Origin of the sequence: Succinimonas sp. (assembly GCF_045225735.1) — a bacterium.
Lineage (GTDB): Bacteria > Pseudomonadota > Gammaproteobacteria > Enterobacterales > Succinivibrionaceae > Succinimonas.
In genome coordinates this window covers 1-19,562 of record NZ_JBGVBR010000326.1, presented here as the reverse complement: position 1 = coordinate 19,562, position 19,562 = coordinate 1, and the positions used below count along the sequence as shown (strand labels likewise).

17 protein-coding genes, 2 tRNA genes and 1 other RNA gene are annotated in these 19,562 nt (G+C 53.3%); 18 read left to right on the top strand and 2 right to left on the bottom strand.

Annotated features, from left to right (window positions below):
• Positions 1-90 precede the first annotated feature (90 nt).
• From ACJROR_RS11760 to ACJROR_RS11725, 8 genes are all read left to right on the top strand, one after another.
• Positions 91-166 (top strand) — tRNA-Thr (locus ACJROR_RS11760).
• A 16-nt stretch (positions 167-182) separates the two neighbouring features.
• Positions 183-258: transfer RNA gene (locus ACJROR_RS11755), tRNA-Thr, on the top strand.
• A 129-nt stretch (positions 259-387) separates the two neighbouring features.
• A complete protein-coding gene (locus ACJROR_RS11750; protein ID WP_406042793.1) occupies positions 388-876 on the top strand; it encodes a ZapG family protein in 489 nt (162 codons plus the stop codon).
• Between the two features lie 522 nt (positions 877-1,398).
• Positions 1,399-2,784, top strand: a complete 1,386-nt coding sequence (locus ACJROR_RS11745) for a DegQ family serine endoprotease (RefSeq protein WP_406042801.1) — start codon at positions 1,399-1,401, stop codon at positions 2,782-2,784.
• A gap of 87 nt (positions 2,785-2,871) precedes the next feature.
• The gene (locus ACJROR_RS11740; protein WP_406547191.1) at positions 2,872-3,939 is read left to right on the top strand and encodes a trypsin-like peptidase domain-containing protein; all 1,068 of its coding nucleotides are present in this window, start codon (positions 2,872-2,874) and stop codon (positions 3,937-3,939) included.
• 277 nt (positions 3,940-4,216) lie between these two features.
• The gene (gene rplM, locus ACJROR_RS11735) at positions 4,217-4,645 is read left to right on the top strand and encodes a 50S ribosomal protein L13 (RefSeq protein WP_406042789.1); all 429 of its coding nucleotides are present in this window, start codon (positions 4,217-4,219) and stop codon (positions 4,643-4,645) included.
• A 12-nt stretch (positions 4,646-4,657) separates the two neighbouring features.
• Complete coding sequence (rpsI, locus tag ACJROR_RS11730) at positions 4,658-5,050, top strand: 30S ribosomal protein S9 (RefSeq protein WP_406042788.1); 393 nt, start codon at positions 4,658-4,660, stop codon at positions 5,048-5,050.
• A 149-nt stretch (positions 5,051-5,199) separates the two neighbouring features.
• Positions 5,200-5,754 (top strand): ClpXP protease specificity-enhancing factor SspB, encoded by a 555-nt coding sequence (locus tag ACJROR_RS11725; protein WP_406042786.1) that lies wholly within the window; start codon positions 5,200-5,202, stop codon positions 5,752-5,754.
• A gap of 161 nt (positions 5,755-5,915) precedes the next feature.
• Here ACJROR_RS11725 and ACJROR_RS11720 read toward each other — a convergent pair whose 3' ends face one another.
• Both ACJROR_RS11720 and ACJROR_RS11715 read right to left on the bottom strand, forming a co-directional pair.
• Positions 5,916-6,500: a hypothetical protein gene (locus ACJROR_RS11720; protein WP_406547190.1), complete on the bottom strand. Its 585-nt coding sequence runs from the start codon at positions 6,498-6,500 to the stop codon at positions 5,916-5,918.
• Positions 6,500-8,200 carry a penicillin-binding protein activator gene (locus ACJROR_RS11715; RefSeq protein WP_406547189.1) on the bottom strand — a complete coding sequence of 567 codons (1,701 nt, stop codon included), beginning with the start codon at positions 8,198-8,200 and terminating at the stop codon, positions 6,500-6,502. Before ACJROR_RS11715 ends, ACJROR_RS11720 begins: the two co-directional genes overlap by 1 nt.
• A gap of 341 nt (positions 8,201-8,541) precedes the next feature.
• On the opposite strand from ACJROR_RS11715, the gene rsmI reads away from it, so the two are divergent.
• The 10 genes from rsmI to ACJROR_RS11665 all read left to right on the top strand — a co-directional run.
• The gene (gene rsmI, locus ACJROR_RS11710; RefSeq protein ID WP_406547188.1) at positions 8,542-9,405 is read left to right on the top strand and encodes a 16S rRNA (cytidine(1402)-2'-O)-methyltransferase; all 864 of its coding nucleotides are present in this window, start codon (positions 8,542-8,544) and stop codon (positions 9,403-9,405) included.
• A 196-nt stretch (positions 9,406-9,601) separates the two neighbouring features.
• Positions 9,602-9,970: RNase P RNA component class A (gene rnpB, locus ACJROR_RS11705), an RNA gene on the top strand.
• A 111-nt stretch (positions 9,971-10,081) separates the two neighbouring features.
• Positions 10,082-11,047, top strand: a complete 966-nt coding sequence (rsmH, locus tag ACJROR_RS11700) for a 16S rRNA (cytosine(1402)-N(4))-methyltransferase RsmH (protein ID WP_406547187.1) — start codon at positions 10,082-10,084, stop codon at positions 11,045-11,047.
• A complete protein-coding gene (gene ftsL / locus ACJROR_RS11695) occupies positions 11,044-11,415 on the top strand; it encodes a cell division protein FtsL (protein WP_406547186.1) in 372 nt (123 codons plus the stop codon). Before rsmH ends, ftsL begins: the two co-directional genes overlap by 4 nt.
• Positions 11,415-13,217, top strand: a complete 1,803-nt coding sequence (locus ACJROR_RS11690; protein WP_406547185.1) for a peptidoglycan D,D-transpeptidase FtsI family protein — start codon at positions 11,415-11,417, stop codon at positions 13,215-13,217. The genes ftsL and ACJROR_RS11690 overlap by 1 nt, the downstream gene beginning before the upstream one ends.
• Positions 13,218-13,325: 108 nt before the next feature.
• Entirely contained in the window at positions 13,326-14,789 is a 1,464-nt protein-coding gene (locus ACJROR_RS11685; protein ID WP_406042772.1) for a UDP-N-acetylmuramoyl-L-alanyl-D-glutamate--2,6-diaminopimelate ligase, read from the top strand.
• 5 nt (positions 14,790-14,794) lie between these two features.
• A complete protein-coding gene (gene murF / locus ACJROR_RS11680) occupies positions 14,795-16,171 on the top strand; it encodes a UDP-N-acetylmuramoyl-tripeptide--D-alanyl-D-alanine ligase (protein WP_406547184.1) in 1,377 nt (458 codons plus the stop codon).
• 49 nt (positions 16,172-16,220) lie between these two features.
• Positions 16,221-17,306 (top strand): phospho-N-acetylmuramoyl-pentapeptide-transferase, encoded by a 1,086-nt coding sequence (mraY, locus tag ACJROR_RS11675; protein ID WP_406042768.1) that lies wholly within the window; start codon positions 16,221-16,223, stop codon positions 17,304-17,306.
• A 16-nt stretch (positions 17,307-17,322) separates the two neighbouring features.
• Positions 17,323-18,624 carry a UDP-N-acetylmuramoyl-L-alanine--D-glutamate ligase gene (gene murD, locus ACJROR_RS11670; protein WP_406042766.1) on the top strand — a complete coding sequence of 434 codons (1,302 nt, stop codon included), beginning with the start codon at positions 17,323-17,325 and terminating at the stop codon, positions 18,622-18,624.
• A partial coding sequence (locus tag ACJROR_RS11665; protein WP_406547183.1) for an FtsW/RodA/SpoVE family cell cycle protein occupies positions 18,621-19,562 on the top strand: 942 nt, incomplete at its 3' end. The genes murD and ACJROR_RS11665, both read left to right, overlap by 4 nt.

The window sequence follows — 19,562 nt, the reverse complement described above, 5'->3', positions numbered from 1 at the left end:
TCCCATTCCGAACACAGAAGTGAAACGGATCAGTGCCGATGGTAGTGTAGCATTCGCTATGTGAGAGCAGGTCATCGTCAGGCATATTATGCTGATATGGCTCAGTTGGTAGAGCGCACCCTTGGTAAGGGTGAGGTCCCCAGTTCGATTCTGGGTATCAGCACCATTCATTTCTCTATTGCGCTGATATGGCTCAGTTGGTAGAGCGCACCCTTGGTAAGGGTGAGGTCCCCAGTTCGATTCTGGGTATCAGCACCATTTCAAATATCAATTTTTCGCTTTTTAATCCATTGTGCCGGTATTATAATTTGTCTGCTTTTGCGGCCTGATTCTGTTCTTGTGTTTTTACAGATGGTATGCGGAATTTTTTGGGGAGTGTAGGGGTCAATGGAGACCAACGAGATTATATATATTGCATTGTCTGGCATTGCGGGAATGGTTGCGGGGTACCTTATTAACCGCTTTTCTTCCCGAAACAGAGATAAATCCCGTCTTGAGGATGAACTCACCAGGCTTAAAAGGGAACTTGTCAGTCATAAAAGAGTTATCAATGATTTCTTTTTAGGTTCAAATGCTCTTTTTGAACAGATGGAAAACAGTTATCAGGCTTATGCCCGCTATATGTCGGAACAGAGCCGCAAAATTGTTCCGCAGCTGGGAGATATGTTTGCTACCAGCGCTCCGGAACATATTATAAAGCCGGAAATCAGGCCGAGAGAGCCCGAAAAGAAGGTTGAAGAAACGGTTATTGACGTAATGCCTGACACCAAGCTGGATGAGCCGGCGGATGCCGTGCGTCCTAATGAACAGCAATCAGATAAAGCCGCAGAAACGGCTTATGATGCGGACAGGGCTGAACCCCGGATTCAGGAGTAGATCATCATCCTCCGGACAGTTTTTTTGGCCGCTTTGCGGCCATTTTGGTTTTCTGAAGACGCCTGACCTTTAGTTTAGTATTAAAATCCTTTTTGAAAAGCGATCTCCCGGGATCGTTTTTGCGTATAAGCTTTCCTGTCAGACCTGATAAAGCTGTTTAAGCACAAACCCCGTTTCCTTGCCTCTTTCCAAACAGTCTTTCCGGTAAAATCCCTCATGCTCCAGAGTAGAGGACAGTCCGGCCGGTGCCGTGTTATCTCCGGGGATATTTTCTGAATTTGTTACAAAATGTGATCTCGGTGAACTTTTTTGCCGGTATGAAGTCTTAAGTTCTGTAAGTACAGAGGTGCCGGTTCTGATAATGCCGGTTTTTCCGATCTGTTTCCGGCTCGTGTCCGGAAACGCTGTCCGGATTATTCTCCTCGTACGCCGAATTTTTTGAGCGGGAGTTTCTCCGGAAACTGATAACAGGCGATGCCGGGAAACTCCTTGGAATATGTGTCAAGCAATGGAGATGATGTGATGCAGAAAATTACCAGACTTTGTTCCGTTCTTGGATTATCGATTTCATTAGCTCTGATTCCCATGTCTGCTGCCAATGCGGATGCCACACCGCTTATTGAGGCTCTGAGCGCAGGCGGCTCCGGAGAACTGCCGTCTCTGGCGCCCCTTTTGGAAAAGGTGGTGCCGGCGGTGGTGAATATTTCCGTTAACGGCAAAAAGTCCCTTCGTAACGATATGATGGAAATCCCTGAGCAGTTCCGTTTCTTTTTCCCGGAAATGCCCCGGGAGCGCGCCTTCAAGGCTCTGGGATCCGGTGTCATTATTGATGCCGCCAAGGGAACGGTGATCACTAATTACCATGTTGTTGACGGCGCTGATGAGATCAAGGTAACCCTTCATGACGGAAGGGTGATTAAAGCCAAGAAAATAGGCGAGGATCAGCAGACTGATATTGCGGTTCTGGAGCTGGAAAAGAAGGACAGCCTTACGGCGATTCCGTTCTCCAACTCCGATAAGCTGAGGGTGGGTGATTTTGTCATCGCCATCGGTAACCCCTTCGGACTGGGACAGACGGTAACCTCCGGTATCGTCAGCGCTCTCGGCCGCTCCGGTCTTAATATTGAAAACTATGAAAACTTTATTCAGACTGATGCCGCCATCAATTCCGGAAATTCCGGCGGCGCTCTTCTGAATCTCCGGGGCGAACTGGTGGGCATTAATACCGCCATCCTGGGGAAGGCCGGCGGCAACATCGGCATTGGTTTTGCGATTCCGGCCAATATGGTTAAGTCCACCGCTGAGCAGCTTATTAAGCATGGCAAGGTAAAACGCGGCATGCTGGGCATTCTCGGTACCGAGGTCACTGAGGATCTGGCCAAGAACTTTGATTACAAGAATGTTAACGGCGCCTTTGTAAATGAAGTAATGAAGGGTTCTGCCGCAGACAAGGCCGGAATCAAATCCGGGGATATCCTGACCTCTATCAACGGCAGTCCCATTTCCAATTTCGGTCAGCTCCGGGCTAAGATTGCCACTCTGGGGGCCGGAACTAAGATCAAGCTTGGTATTTTCCGGGACGGGAAGTCCTTTGAGACTGATGTGGTTCTGGATTCCTCTTCGGAATCAGGCGGCGCGGTTTCCAAGAGCATGAGCCCGCTTTTTGAGGGAGCTGCCCTGGGAAATAATACCGATGATGACAAGGGCGGCATTGTGGTGAAGTCTGTGGCTTCTGACAGTCCCGCTGAAAATCTCGGCCTTAAGAAAGGCGATATCATTGTCGAGGTCAACAAAAAGGAAGTGAAGACGGTTGATGATCTGGAGAATGCTCTTAAGGAGAAGGACAGCTTTATTGCCCTCAGGATAATCCGCGGCAATGCTGTAATTTACATTACCAGAAGCTTCTGATCCTTTTTAATAATGACTTAAACCGTTAAAATGAGGGCAGTTTTTGTTACTGCCCTTTTTTATTACTGTTCCCGGGGAGGCGCTAAGGTGAATGGCTGGTTAAAAAGTTCTCTGGCTGGTATGGTTATCGGGGCCGGCATTATTATAGCCCGGGATTATATGTTTGCTGAAAGGGGAGATCCTGATTCCTATTTTTATGCCATCAGCAAAAGCGCTGCGGCGGTGGTGAACATCTTTATCCGCAGCCGGCATGCCGGAACTGAAGACGGATACGGCAGCGCGGAGATCAAGAGTTCCGGATCCGGAATAATCATGAGCTCCGACGGCCTTATCATTACCAATTACCATGTGATCATGAGAGCTGATGAAAACAGCATTATCGGGGTGCAGCTCCGGGACGGCACAGTGTTTGAGGCCAGTCTCATCGGTTATGACAAAAGAACGGATATCGCCGTGCTGCATGTAAACAGCAATTATCCTCTGCCCCGCATCATGATTAATGAGAACCGGGAAACTCACCTCGGAGACGTGGTTCTGGCCATTGGCAATCCCTACAATCTCGGTCAGACCATTACCAGCGGCATTATCTCTGCTGTGGGCCGGCGGGGCAGCGGCATAACCAGGCTTAATCGCATAGATATTACCGACGGCATTCAGGATCTGATTCAGACTGACGCCCCCATAAATTCCGGAAATTCCGGGGGAGCCCTGGTGAATACCAAGGGGGAATTTGTGGGGATGAGCACTGCTACCATGTCTGACAGCAATGATGCCAAGGCATACGGGATCAGCTTTGCCATTCCGGCCCGGCAGGTTCTGAGCATTCTCGCGGAAATTCTGAAAAACGGCCGGGTTATCCGGGGTTATCTGGGCATTCTGGCGGAAAATATTTATGATGAAAACCAGGAGGGCAGCGTTAAAAGCCGCTCCCGGGGGATTGTCATTACCAGCATTGATCCCCATGGTCCTGCCCGGGGAGAACTGCAGCCCGGGGATATTATAGTGTCGGTTAACGGCAATGAAGCCCGGGATATGCAGACTCTTATGGATCTGGTGGCTGACAGCTCCGCCGGAACCAAGGTGACCTTCGAGATTATCAGAAACGGCAGAAAATCCTCCTGCGAAGTGGTGGTTTCAGAGCAGAATGCCGATTAATTGCCGAAAGCCGGATTAATAGCAGCGCGTGAAAAGCTTTATATTGTTGGCAAAATGCAGCGGATGCGGCAAGTTACGGACGGATTCAGTTTTGTGAAATAAATTGGATTTTTGCCGGAAAATAGTGTACCATACGCACGCCCACATAACGTTACAGGTCCAATGGACTTTAAACGATTCGAGTTCTTATCTCGAAGGGGGTAGGAAATCGAAAGATAGAAGGAAGCAGCTTTTTCTGTTTCCGGATGTTTAACTATATTTAGTTTGGGTTATTTACATGAAAACTTTCGTTGCTAAGCCAGCCACCATTAAGCGTGACTGGTATGTAGTTGACGCAGATGGAAAGACTCTGGGCCGTTTGGCTACCGAAATCGCTTCCCGTCTTCGCGGTAAGAACAAGCCGGAATATACTCCTTTCCTTGATACCGGTGATTACGTTATCGTTATCAACGCCGCCAAGGTTAAGGTAACCGGCAGCAAGTTCACTGATAAGATCTATCATTCTCATTCCGGCTATCCGGGGGGAATCAAGAGCGTTCCTTTCAATGAACTCATTGCCAAGAAGCCGGAGATGGTAATCGAATCTGCTGTTCGCGGAATGCTTCCTAAGGGACCTCTTGGTCGTGCCATGTTCCGTAAATTAAAGGTTTATGCTGGCGCTACTCACAATCATGCAGCTCAGCAGCCACAGGTTTTGGACATTTAGGGGTAAAGACAAATGGCAGAAAATCAGTATTATGGTACCGGCCGTCGCAAGAGTTCGACTGCTCGCGTGTTCATCAAGCAGGGCACTGGCAAAATTGAAATCAACAAGCGTTCGCTTGAAGACTATTTTGGCCGTGAGACAGCAAGAATGGTTGTGCGTCAGCCGTTAGAGCTTCTCAGCATCGGTGATAAGCTTGATCTTTATATCACCGTATCCGGCGGCGGTATTTCCGGTCAGGCCGGCGCTATCCGTCATGGCATTACCAGAGCTCTCATCGAATACGATGAATCTTTCCGTTCAGAGCTCCGCAAGGCCGGTTATGTAACCCGCGATGCCCGTTGCGTAGAACGTAAGAAGGTTGGTCTCCACAAGGCCCGTAAGCGTCCGCAGTACTCCAAGCGTTAATATTGCAAAGTTTTTTTGCTTTATGTCAAAACCTCGGAATTTTGTCCGGGGTTTTTTTGATTACAGGAACTATTTTGCTGACAATTAATGTATTGATACCTTCGGGTGTGTTATTATCAGCCTGTATATTTGTGTAGTAGGATTTTGTTATGGCAGATGTATTACATGTCCAGCCCTGCCGTCCTTATATTTTAAGGGCTTTGTATGACTGGATGGTGGACAATCGTTTGACACCCCAGATTTCCGTAAACGTCAACTGTCCTGGCGTGCAGTTACCGCTTCAGTACGCTCAAAACGGCATTATTATTTTGAATATCTCCACTACTGCCGTCAGAAATCTCAGCATTGACAACGAAGCTATTTCCTTTTGCGCCAGATTCGGCGGTGTGCCTCATGATGTGTATGTGCCCATGTATGCCGTAACTACCATCTACCCGAGAGAGGATATGACTCTGGGCATGTGCATGTTCCCGGAGAAGGCCTACGATGATATGTTTGATTCCGGAGTTTTCCCGCAGCCCTCCGGCGCTTCCGGAAAGGCCCGGCTCTCCGAGGTGGAGAATATTTCTTCTGAAAAGAGGAAGGGTTTTGAAGTGGTGGATAACACCGATGATGCCGAGGAGGACAGAGCCCAGGATCGTTCTCAGGAGCGCCAGGAGAATCGCCCGCAGCCCCGGAAACCCACTTTGGAGATAGTTGAGTAAGAGGAAGCCAGTAATGACAGGAAGCCGGGAATGAGATGAAACCGGCGGTAATTAAGCCGAAATGATGGCAGATTTCTGGCAGGAAACAGAAAGGGGAGCTTTAGAGCTCCCCCGTTTTTTTAGGGATGCGGTTTTTAGAAGCCGGCTCGAAGCGGCAAAGCCTAAACCATTTCCAGCTGCCTTTTAATACTGAACAGGAGAGTCAGAGCTACAGTCAGAAAATTATAGGCAGCGTCGATATTAAGGCGGATACAGATATCTTCATCGCTGAGAAGCTCTGAAATCTTATCCTTCTGGGTGCAGATCACCACCGCCGGAACATGCATGAGACGGGCCTCTCTCAGAAGCTCGCCAAACAATGCCTGGGAGTTTTCCGGGTTATCGCTGATGATGAGAAGACTGTCCGAGCCGTCTTCGGCAGAGATGCGGGCTGTGGCTCTGAAGGCAATTTTAAGGAGCTGCCCCAGCGCTAATACGTCGGCGCCAACGCCGAGGTTCCCGGCTTCCCTGTTCAGCATCCTGCCGCCGGCAACCCCCCGATCTCTGAGAGTCTTCAGATTCAGCTCCCGGGTGAAGATTTCCAGAGCCGGGGCGGACAGCGGGGTGCCTGCGGCCAGAATGCAGCGTTCCGAGGTCAGGCTCATGCTCAGCACGGCAGCCGCATAGTCAGTAGTCTCAAAAACATCCTGCTGCAGTCCGATAAGGGCTCCGACAGTTTCTTCAATGCATCCCTGAGTTTCCGGCATCAGTCGTTCTCACCTACGGTTATCCATGAAATGTTGCGTTCCAGCCGTCCCTGATGGTTGATGCTGATGTCTCCGGAGAGTCCGCGCACCACCTCTTCGGGGTTGTTCAGCATTTTATCAAGATGCAGCGCCAGATTGAAGGAATCGTATCCCACGGCAAAGCATCTCAGAGTATCGCCGTTTGCCTTGGGCAGAATGGAAATAATCTGTTCCTTGATGGAGCTGTTCTCCAGAAGCCAGGGCTGATCCCCCAGCTTCATGCCTTTAATGCCCATCAGAGCGGAATTGTTCATGACGCCGCTGTTGCTGCGGGATCCCACATAGTATCTGGGCATGGTGAAGCCGACGTTTTTGCTGTATTCCCTGATAATGGATGCCTCGTTGGCTGTGCCGTAAACGTATGCGGCATCAAAGGATTCCGGCGCATTGGCGGCGCAGCTCTGGAGGGTGCTTTCCAGAGAGTTCACATCAGTGAAGTAGCAGACGCTGGTGTTCTGATTGTAGCTTTGCATCCAGTAATCATTAAAGGCCTTGCTGATTCTGCTGCCCTTGTCATTATGCGGCGCGATGATAACCGGCTTGGAGACGGCATCCCGTCCCATTTCCTGCACGGCGTTTTTGGCATCAACCTCCGGAGCCAGGGTGAGATAGAGCACGTTGCGTCCGCCCTGCCGCTGGCCTTCGTTGAGGGCGATTACCGGAACCTGAGGATTGAAGGAAAGGAGCTCGTCAACCTCGTTTTTGATGATGGGACCGATAATGGCTTTGGCTCCGGAGGCCATGGCATCGGCGTAGAAATCGGAGACGCTGCCGGCTGCCGTATCGTAGAACTTCAGGTTAACGGCAATTCCTCTGTCGCGGAAGGCGTTTTCGATACCCATGCGCACCGGCTGACCGATGAGAGCGGAATAACGGCCGGTAAGCGGCAGGAATACCGCTATGGTATCCCCTCTGGTGATGCCGGCGGGGACGGAGCCCTGACTGCTGTCCGGCCCGCCGGCGGGAATGGCCTCCCGGCCGTCCTCGGCATCCGGAGCATTCAGGGTAAATACCGGATGATTAGGGTACTTGGCAGTAAAACGGGACATCAGGCGGGATCTGGCCGCCTCGGAAGGAGATTTCTGGATCAGGGCATATTCCAGGAAGCCCCGGTCTTCATTGCTCTGGGATGATTTGAACTGAGCCAGAATTTCCTTGTTGTCAGCCTGGCGGTATTCCTGGAGAGCCTTCTTCCAGGCGGTTTTCTTGTCAGAGGCCTTTACCGCATGAGCGAGATTAAGGTAGCACTCTCCGGCGGCGGCATAATTGCCGGCGCGGTTCAGCACCTTGCCCTTGAGGGCATAGTAATAGGCCAGAGCGCCCTCCGGAAGATTCATGGCGTCAATGGAATTCAGGAGGCTCAGCGCCTGGCTGTAATTGCCGGTGCCGCTTCTGACCTGAGCTTCAATGAGATCGGCATAGTTGCCGTGCAGCGGGGTGATGGCATTTTCCCGCATCTGCCGGATAACCTCAAAGGCCCTGTTGGTGTCTCCCTCGGCGGAATAGGCTCGGGCCAGCAGAATCTGCCAGTCGAAGTTGTATTCCGGAACGGAGGCGGAAAGCTGATCCTCGTACCATTCGCTGGTTTCGGTCAGCTTGCTGAAGGGCTGGGGTTCCAGATAGGCGTTATGGCCTTCGGTAAGGGAACATCCGGTGAACATGACGGAAAACGCGCATGCCAGAACAAGCGGATGAAATTTACAATGTTGGCGATATTTGTACCACATGGCGGTGAATCTCTATACTTGCAGTTTTTATGATGCCGCCTATTATACCCCGACTTTGCCGCTTGATTGCACTTCCGTTGCAATTTGTAATTCGTATTGTCATCCTTGATGTTTCAACGGTTTTTCCCTGTTTTGACTGCTTTATTTTTGTATAATTCCGAGGGGCTCGGGGAGCAAAAAAGAATGCGCGGTTCTGTTTTGAGCCCCGCCCGGAGTTAATCATTTTTATTTTGAAAGTCTGTGTTTTCCGGATATCTGCCTCGGGAGGTGCTGAAATGGAAGAACTGGAGCCTGCTCTTTATATTGTGCCGACGCCCATCGGAAACCTGGAGGATATAACCTTTCGGGCCGTCCGGATTCTTAAAAGCGCCCGGATTATCTGCGCCGAGGATACCAGGCATTCCCGGCCCCTTCTGGAGCATCTGGGGATCTCCTCTCCGGTTTTGGAGAGCTTTCATGATCATAACGAAACTGAAAAAGCCGCAAAGATAATAGCGTGGATTCAGGAGGGCAAAAGCGTGGCCCTGATATCCGATGCCGGCACCCCGCTGATCTCGGATCCCGGTTATCATCTGGTGGTGGCTTGCGTTGCCGCCGGAATCCGGGTAGTTCCTCTTCCCGGCCCCTGCGCCGTGATCACCGCTCTTGAGGCGGCCGGTTTTCCCACGGATCGCTTCTGCTTTGAGGGATTTCTTCCAGTGAAGGAAAAGGCCCTTTATGATCGCCTGGAGTCTCTCAGACATGAAACCCGCACCATGGTTTTCTACGAAACCCCCCGGAGAATGCCGGAAACTGCAAAGGCGCTGGCCCGGGTGTTCGGGGATCGGGAAATTGCGGTGGGCCGGGAAATGACCAAGACCTTTGAAACCTTTTATCGGACAACCTGTGAGAAGCTGGCCGAGGCGCTGGCTCAGGATCCCGGTTCCGGGAAGGGGGAGATGGTGGCGGTGCTTTATCCCTGGCGGGAGAGTTCTCAGGAGGGCGGCCTCAGCGCGGAAGCCCTGAAGCTTCTGAAGCTCCTTATGACTGAGCTTCCCGTTAAAAAAGCGGCTCGTATCGTCAGTGAAATCCACGGCTGCTCCAAAAACGAGGTTTACCGGGAAGCTTTGACGCTTGAAAAGGAAAAGCCGGATTTCTGAGATATCCGAGAACAGGGGCGGGTACGGTATTGTTTTCTGCGGAGCGTTTTGTACTGCCGGGGCGGCCGTCAGAAAAAGCAGCTATGGAGAGCAGAAAAAAAGTCTGCGGGGGCGGGAGTTTTTCTCTGGTGCTTTTTTGACCGGATAAGGGGATTTCCCGTGTTACTCCATTAAAGATGTATGCTATAATTCGCAGCGAGTCAGACAGGTAATCGCTGCCTTATGGTTGTGCTTCGGCAGACGCATAGGGGGGAGGAAAGTCCGGGCTCCGCAGGGCAGGGTGCCAGATAACGTCTGGGAGATGCGAATCTACGAACAGTGCCACAGAAAATATACCGCCGTTTATCGGTAAGGGTGAAAAGGTGCGGTAAGAGCGCACCGCATGTCTGGTAACAGTTCATGGCAGGGAAAACTCCACCCGGAGCAAGATCGAATAGGCTTCTAATGACATTGCCCGTGTCAGGAGCGGGTTGATCGCTAAAATCAAGAGGCGACTCTTTGATGTAGAGGAATGATTACCGCTGTTTTTAACAGTACAGAACCCGGCTTATGGCTGGCTCACAGGTTAAAGATACAGGCGAGGGGACTGATTTAATGAGGTTCCCTCGTTTTTTGCTTGTTCTTTTGACCGTCTTTGTTTGCTGGTTCCTAAAATTTTCTTCTTCAGGGTAATTCTATGGAAGAATACAAACATGTAACCGTTCTTCTTCAGGAGGCTGTGACGGCGCTGAACGTCAGCGCAGACGGCGTTTACATTGACGGAACCTTCGGCAGGGGCGGCCACTCGCGGCTTATTCTTTCAAAGCTTTCCGACAGGGGACATCTCTTCGGCATTGACCGGGATCCCGAGGCGGTAAAGGCCGGGCTGGAGATCCGGGATCCCCGTTTTACCATGCTCAGGGGACGATTTTCCGAAATGCCGGATCTTCTGCGGGAGTTCGGGGTGCTGGGAAAGGTCTCCGGCATTCTTCTGGATCTCGGGGTATCCTCCCCGCAGCTTGATGATCCGGAACGGGGTTTCAGCTTTATGAAGGACGGCCCGCTGGATATGAGAATGGATCCGGATTCCGGCATCAGCGCGGCGAATTGGCTTAACAGCGCGGCGGAAACCGAAATTGCCGATGTGATTTATAAGTATGGCGAGGAACGCTTTGCCAGAAAAATCGCCCGGGCCATTGTTCAGGATCGCCGGAAGACTCCTTTTAAAACCACCATGCAGCTTGCGGATCTGGTTTCCCGTCTGGTGCCCCGGGAGCCCGGCAAGCATCCTGCCACCAGAACCTTTCAGGCGCTCCGCATTAAAATCAACGGGGAACTCAGCGAGGTGGAACAGGCCCTGGAAAATTCCCGGGAGATCCTGGCTCCCGGCGGACGCCTTGCGGTCATTACCTTCCATTCTTTGGAGGATCATCTGGTGCGGTCTTTTCTGAAGAAGGCTGAACGCGGTACAGTGCCGCCCCGGGGCATCCCGGTGCCGGAAAGCGAAATTGCCAAAACCCGCACTTTCAGACTGGTGGATCGCGGCATTCATCCGGGAGCGGCGGAAATCGCCGGAAATCCCCGCTCCCGCAGCGCCATCCTGCGTACCGGGGAACGCCTCCCGGCAGCCGGTTCTCTTCCGGAGGATGCAAGAAGAGCATGAAAAACAGAAAGACCAGAAACACGCGAGAGGATTTTCAGAGACACAGTCTTACGGGAATAGTAGTCCGGGACTGCCTGCGCAACAGCTTTTTCTTTATTCTGCTGACAGTATGCATAGTTGAAGCCTGCATGATCATTACTCAGGTGCAGGAAACCCGCAAGACAGTCACGGAATACACGGCTGAGGTTACCAGGCATGATGCTCTGGATCAGGAGTATCAGCATCTCCGTCTGGAGCAGCAGACGCTTTCCGAGCTTTCCCGGGTTGCCGATGAGGCCGGCCAGAAAATGGGGATGCATCAGCCGGATGTTACCACGGAAGAGGTGGTTATAAATCTGTCCGGTTCCGGGAAGCGGGGAGGGCGCTGATGCTCTGGTTTAAAAATGCTTTCAGCGCGGTCATCGGTTTTCTCAGACGCGCCGATGCCGGAGGAACCCAGAATGAGGTAAGCAAGCGGCGCATCATGCTGTTCTGGGGCATGCTGTTTCTGCTCCTTGCGGCGCTTTTCGGGAGAATTTCCTGGCTGATGTTCTGGTCTGCCGGCGATCTGGTGTCCAAAAGCAATGATCGTATTTTAAGAACGGCCACCGAGCTTCAGGAGCGGGGCGTCATCTATGATCGCAACGGAGAAATGCTGGCGCACAGCGTTCCCATGAGGGCCGTGGTGATCCATGCCAAGAGCTTTCATGACTATCACGAGAACCGGAAGCTGGACAAGGAAGCCACCATAAAGGAGCTCTGCGAGCTTTTGCGCGCTGACTGCCTGAGCCTTTCGAAAAAGCTCCGGGAACCCCGCAACCGTCATGTTACCGTGGCGCGGCAGGTGGATCCGCAGCTGGCTGACTATATTAAATCCCTGAAAATAGACGGTGTCTATGTCAATCCGGAGCTGCGCCGTTACTATCCCACCGCGGAAAGAAACGCTCATATTATCGGGATGACCAATATTGACGGAGCCGGCATCGAGGGGCTGGAAAGACAGTACAACGACTATCTGCTGTCCTCTCCCGGAAAGGTCAGGCGCATCAAGGATTCCCGGGGCAATGTTATTGAAAATCTCGGCGTGGTCAAGGAAGGCAAAGAGGCCAATGATCTGGTGCTCAGCATTGATGAAAGACTGCAGTCGGTCGCCTATAAGACTCTGAAGTATCATGCCGAAATCAACAAGGCCACCTCGGCTTCCCTGGTGCTTATTGATGCCTGGACGGGGGAGATCCTCTCCATGGTCAACTACCCCTCATACAATCCTAACAGCAGAGAAAGCTATGCTCCCTACCGCGCCCGCAACAGAGCGGTGACGGATACCTATGAACCGGGCTCCACCACCAAGCCTCTGGTGGCGGTGATTGCGCTGGGGAAGGGGGTTACCACCTGGAATGAGGTTTTTGACACCCTGCCGTTTCAGGTTCAGGGAAAGCAGATTAAGGACAGCCATTACATGGCCTCCGGCAACCTGTTTGAAATCCTGAAATATTCCTCCAATGTCGGCATGGCCCGCATTGCCCTGAGAATGGATCCCCGGGATATTGTCAAGGGGCTGGAGTCCTTCGGCTACGGTTCCCGAACCAATATCGAGTTCTCCGGAGAAAACACCGGCAGACTGCCGCACCGGAAACGCTGGAGCAATATCGAAAAGGCCACTTTGGGTTACGGCTACGGCATTACGGTAACCCCGCTGCAGGTGGCTCAGGCCTACTCCGTGCTGGCCAATCACGGCATTAAGAAGCCCCTTTCCATCCTTAAGGTTGACAAGGCTCCGGAGGGAGTCAGAGTGGCCCGGGAAAAGGATGTGGATCTGGTTCTTAAATCGCTGGAAGCCGTAGTGGAGGGCGGCGGCACCGGAACTCAGGCCATGATTACCGGATATCGCGTGGGGGGCAAGACCGGAACCGCGAAGGTGGCTGTGGCCGGGGGCTACGGCAATGATTACGTGGGCACCTTTGCCGGCATTGCTCCCATGAGCAATCCCCGCTTTGCGCTGGTGGTGGTGATTAACGAACCCCACGCCGGCAAGTTTTACGGCGGCGCGGTGGCAGGGCCGGTATTCTCCGATGTCATGAAGCGCTGTCTGGAGCTTTACAATATCCCGCCGGATGATCTCAATCCCGACGGCACTCTGAAAACTCCGGCCCAGAAGAAAAAGGATATTGCAAACAAGAAAAGACACTAAGCTTCTGAATCCGGAGCAGCGGAAACAACAGGCGGAATCCATGCAGCGGCGCGGGCGGCGGCGCCGGCAGGGAACAGAAAAGATATCAGCTGGCCGCGAGGACTAAACATGGCGGATCTGAAGGAAATACTAAAGGGAATAGCGGATGATTTTCCGGTGCCTTCCCGGGAAATAACCGGAGCTGTTTCAGATAACAGAAAAATTGCCGGAGGAGAGCTTTTTGCGGCCTTCCGGGGACTTCATTTCGATGCTCGGACGCTGATCCCGGATGCGGTGAAGCGCGGCGCTGCCGCCGTGGTTTACGAAGCCGATGACGGCTTTGTTCCGGAGCCGGCCGAGGTGCCCCTGATTCCGGTGCGAAATCTTGACAGCTGCGAGGCTGATATTGCTTCCCGGGTTTACGGGAGGCCTTCGGGAGATCTTTCTCTTATCGGCATTACCGGTACCAACGGCAAAAGCACCATAACCCATCTTATTGCCGCCTGGTCGCAGGCTTTGGGCTCTAAAACCGGCGTCATGGGGACTCTGGGCACCGGTTTTTATCCGGATCTTAAGCCCAGTCCCAATACGACGTTAAGACCTCTGGATCTGGAAAGAACTCTCCGGGAGATGGTTTCGGCGGGAGCCCGGGCGGTGGCCATGGAGGTTTCCTCCCACGGTCTGGCTCAGGGCCGGGTGCGGAATCTTTCATTCAGCGCCGGCGGTTTTACCAACCTGTCCCGGGATCATCTGGATTTTCATAAAACCATGGAGAATTACCGGGAGGCGAAGTTTGAGCTTTTTAAGATGCTCCCGGAGGAGATGGCCGTAATCAATGCCGGTGATGAAACCGGAAGAGAGTTTCTCCGGAGACTCCCCGGAGCTTTGGCGTTTTCCAGAGATGCACTGCCCGGTTTTTCGGGACGGCTGGTGTTTGCTGAAGATGTTTCCTGTCATGCCGGCGGCATTACCGTCTGGGTTAACGGGAGCTACGGACGGGCCGAGCTTACGGTGCCGCTTCTGGGTCTCTTTAATGCTGAAAATCTCCTCTGCGCTTTGGGGATCATGCTGGTACGGGGCTTTTCTCTCGCCGATCTGGAAAAAACTGCGGGCTGTCTCCGTCCGGTCACGGGGCGCATGGAGTGCTTCCGGAAAGAGGGAAAGCCGGTCATTATAGTGGATTATGCTCATACGCCGGACGGACTGGAAAAGGCCATTCAGGGACTCCGGGCGCACGGCTTTAACCGGATCATCACGGTGTGCGGCTGCGGGGGAGATCGGGATCAGGGCAAGCGTCCGATTATGGGAAAAATTGCCTGTCTTAATTCCGATAAAGTATTCTTCACCGATGACAATCCTCGTACCGAGGATCATTTGGAGATCCTGAAAATGATGGCGGCCGGTGTTCCGGAAAACGCCGTTTACCGGATCATCCCGGATCGGGAAAGCGCCATCAGAGAGGCCTATGCTGCCGCGGAGCCCGGCGATGCCGTTCTGGTGGCCGGCAAGGGGCATGAGGATTATCAGATTATCGGCACGGTAAAGCATCATTACAGCGATCGGGAGACTGCTGTTAAAATTTTGGAAGGATAAGCGCAATGATTGAAATGACTTTGGCGGAAATTGCCGGACATCTCGGGGGACGTCTCCTGAATGCGGTAAACGGCGGAGAGGAGATCCGGATCTCCCGGGTGGAGACTGATTCCCGCAAGGATGCCCTGGGCAGTCTTTTTGTGTGCCTCAAGGGCGATAACTTTGACGGCCATGACTTTGCGCAGGCCGCCTGCGACAAGGGAGCTCTGGCGCTCCTTGCGGATCGCGAGCTTCCGGTGCCGGTTCCTCAGATCGTAGTGCCTGATACCCTGAGGGGGCTGGGGCTCATCGGACAGCTTAATCGCCGGAAAAGCCGGGCCCGGGTGGTGGCGGTAACCGGCACCTGCGGCAAGACCACGGTAAAGGAAATGACCGCCGCCATTCTCTCCCGCATGGGCAAGACCATTGCCACTCAGGGGAATTTTAATAATTCCGTGGGGGTGCCGCTTACCTTGCTGACTATAGATGCCGCTACCGACTATGCCGTCATTGAGCTGGGCGCTTCCCACCCCGGGGATATCGCCTGGACAGTGGAGTTTGCCGAACCGGAGGCTGCTCTTATTAATAATGTGGGCGGAGCTCACCTTCTGGGCTTCGGGGGCTTTGAAGGCGTTTACCGGGCCAAAAGCGAAATTTTGGATTATGTGTTTGCCGGAAGAAAACCTGCCGGAAAAGGCGCCGTCAATGCCGATAATGAGTTTTATTCCCGCTGGCGGCAGGACTATGCCGGCCGGGATTTAAGCTCCTTCGGGGTGAATAATCCCGAGGCGGATGTCCGGGCTCTTGACATCAGGAGCCTTGATAACGGCGCTTTTGCCTTCCGTTTGGTGACTCCGGCGGGAGAGGGGGAGGTAAAGCTCAGTCTTCCGGGACGTCATAACGTTTCCAATGCCCTGGCCGCTGCCACCCTGGCCGGTTTTGCCGGAGCGGGCCTTTCTGACATCATTGCCGGACTGGAGGCTCAGAAGCCGGTTCCGGGACGTCTTTTTGTGGAAAAGCTGGGTTCCCTGACTCTGATTGACGATTCCTATAATGCATCCTTTAATGCGGTGCAGGCTTCTCTGGATACCATTTCTCTTCTTCCGGGGCATCGGGTGTTTGTCTTCGGGGACATGGGGGAACTGGGGGATGATGCTCCGGAACTTCATACCAGGATAGGAGAGTATGCCCGGGGACGCGTTGACGAATTTTGGAGCATCGGGGAACTTGCCGCTCTGAGCGCCCGGGCTTTCGGGGGCAGAGCCTTCAGCTCCCGGGACGAGCTTTTGGAGGCGGTGCGGGATCTTGTGAACCGCGTGCCGGATCTTACCATTACCGCCAAGGGATCCCATTCCATGAAAATGGGAGAAGTGGCAGAACTTATTCGCAGTATGAAGGCATGAGCAAAGGCCTGAGAATCATTCGCGCTGAAACAGGAGAGAAAATTTAAAAATGCTGGTGATATTATCCGACTGGCTGAGCCAGTATCTGTCTTTCTTCCGCGTTGTGGATTACCTGTCCTTCCGGGCGGTGTTTTCCATGATTACGGCTCTGGCGCTGTCCCTGGCCATCGGTCCCTTCATGATCAGAAAGCTGCAGATTCTGCATTTCGGTCAGGTGGTGCGCACCGACGGGCCGGAGTCCCATCTTTCCAAAAAGGGCACTCCTACCATGGGCGGCATTATGATAAACGGCGTGATTCTGGTGACGGCTCTTTTGTGGTGCCGTCTGGATAACTGGGCCGTGTGGATAGTGCTGTTCGGACTTTTAAGTCATGCCGTCATCGGTTTTGCGGATGACTATCTTAAGGTGGTCAGAAAAAGCCCGGACGGACTCATTCCCCGCTGGAAGTATTTCTGGCAGTCGGTAGCCGCTCTGGTTATCGGCATTACTCTTTACTGCATTGCCAAAACCCCCAACGAAACCACCATTGTGTTTCCCTTCTTCAAGGAATGGTCCTTCGATTTGGGCTGGCTTTTTATTCCCTTTGTTTATTTTGTGATTGTGGGATCCTCCAACGCCGTGAACCTTACCGACGGTCTGGACGGTCTGGCCATTGTCTGCGCGGTAATGGTGGCTGCCGGCCTGGGCGTTGTTGCCTGGCTTACCAGCAATGCCACCTATGCGGATTACCTTTATATCCCCTATCTTCCGGGAGTTTCTGAGGTAGTGATCATCTGCACTACTCTGGCGGGAGCCGGGCTGGGTTTTCTGTGGTTCAACACCTATCCGGCCCAGATGTTCATGGGGGATGTGGGCTCCCTGGCTCTGGGGGCGGTACTGGGCGTCATTGCAGTGGTGATCCGGGAGGAAATCCTTCTGGCCATTATGGGCGGCATCTTTGTGCTGGAGGCTCTCAGCGTTATTCTGCAGGTGGGATCCTATAAACTCAGGCACGGCAAGCGCATTTTCCGGATGGCCCCGATTCACCATCATTTTGAAAAGGGCGGCTGGCCGGAACCCCGGGTTATTGTCAGATTCTGGATTATCACCCTGATGCTGGTGATTCTCGGTCTTGTTACTCTTAAACTCCGTTAATTCCCGAGGCGATTTTATGACAGGCAAAACAGCAGTGATAGGTCTTGGAAAAAGCGGCCTTTCCACAGTAAATTTTCTGATAAAGAACGGCGTTGTTCCCGATGTTTACGATACCCGGGAGCATCCAGCCGGAGAGGACAAGCTCCCGCAAGGCTGCCGGCTTATTAAGGGTGAACTCTCAGGAGAGCTCCTTTCCGGATATGACGAGCTTATTGTGGGGCCGGGGCTTTCTCTGGCGCTGCCGGCTCTGAGAGAAGCCGCCTCCCGGGGGACGCGCATCATTGGCGATATTGAGCTTTTTGCCAGGTACTGCAAAGCTCCCGCGGTGGGAGTCACCGGATCCAACGGCAAAAGCACCGTGGTAACTCTGACGGCCCTGATGGCCGAGGCGCAGGGCCTTAACTGCGGCCTCGGGGGCAATATCGGCACGCCGGCTCTGGATGTGCTTTCAGAGGATCGGGACTGCTATGTGCTGGAGCTTTCCAGCTTTGAGCTGGAGACTACTTCCTCCCTGAAGCTGGCCGGGGCCGTTATTCTTAATTTGAGCGAGGATCATCTGGATCGCTATGAGGGCAAAATGGAGCTTTATCTCCAGGCCAAGCAGCGGATCTTTGCCCATGCTGATAAAATAATCGTAAACCGCGAGGATCCCGCCACCGTGCCTCCGGACGGGCATTATTTTGCATCCTTCGGCGGCGATGAAGCCTCTTACGGCATTACTGAGAAGGACGGCGCGGCATGGCTGTCCTGCGCCGGGGAACCGGTAATGCCGGTTGCCGCCCTTAAAATTTGTGGCCGGCACAATCAGATGAATGCTCTTGCGGCCATGGCTCTGGCTGATACCCTGGGCATTTCCCGGGAGGCTCAGATCAAGACGCTGTCATCCTTTGCCGGACTTCCCCACCGGTGCCGCCTGGTGCGGGAGCGGAACGGCGTGCGGTGGTACAATGACTCCAAGGCCACCAATGTGGGATCAACCCTGGCCGCGGTGGCCGGACTTAAATCCGGACTTCAGGGCCGTATTGTTCTTCTGGCGGGAGGCCTGGGAAAGGGGCAGGATTTCACCCCGGTGCAGAATCTCCTGGGACATGAGGTCGCCCTTATGCTCTGCTTCGGCCGGGACGGCGCCATGCTGAAGGCGCTGGGGCCGGAAACCGAGCTCTTTGACACCATGGCGGAGGCGGTGGCCTATGCAGATAAGCATACTCAGCCGGGAGACATTGTGCTTCTGGCTCCCGCCTGCGCCAGCTTTGATCAGTTCAAGGGCTTTGAAGACCGGGGAGATCAGTTTGCGGCCATGGTGGAGAGCCTGGCATGAGGTTTTTTGAGGCGTTCACCGGCCGGGAAAATGAGGAATATGATCCCCGGGGCCCGCTGTTTGACAGATCCCTGGTGGTGCTGGTTTTTCTGCTGCTGGCTCTGTGTCTCGTGATGGTTTACGGGGCGTCGATCTATATTGGCGACCTGAAGATGAATGATCCGGGGTTTTTTATCAAAAAGCAGCTGGCCTTCATTGCTGCGGGGCTTCTGGCGGCCGCCGGAATCATGCTTATTCCCGTTAATTTCTGGTACCGATCCGGCCGGCTGATATTGCCGGTTCTGGCCCTGGGGCTCTGCGCGCTGCCTCTCGTGGTGGGATCGTCGGTAAAGGGCGCCAGCCGCTGGATTAATCTCGGGCTTTTTAATTTTCAGCCGTCAGAGCTGGTAAAGCTGGTGTGGATTATTTTTGTGGCCGGGTATATTCAGCGGCATCATGAAGCCATCAGCAAGGTGAAGGTATTTATCTTTCCCTTTCTGTTTTTTATCCCTTTTGCCACCCTGCTTTATATGCAGCGGGATTTCGGATCCATTGTGGTGCTTCTGGGAATAACCTTCGGCATGCTGTTTGTGGCCGGGGGCGGTCTTGCGGTGGTGATCGTTTCCAGCTTTGCCGCGGGGCTGTTTCTTCTGGCGGCAATAATCACCAATCCTTACCGCATCGGGCGCATTGTGAGCTATATGGATCCCTGGAAGGATGCGGAAAACACCGGTTACCAGCTCACCATGGGACTTATGGCCTACGGCCGGGGCGGGGCCGAAGGACAGGGCATCGGAAACAGCGTTATTAAAATGAATTATATTCCTGAGCCCCACACGGACTTCATTATGGCTATCTGGGGCGAGGATGCCGGATTTGCGGGGGTTTCCCTGGTAATTCTGCTGGAGTTTCTGCTGATTGCCAAAATCTGCATGCTGGGCTTTACCGCCATGCGCAGC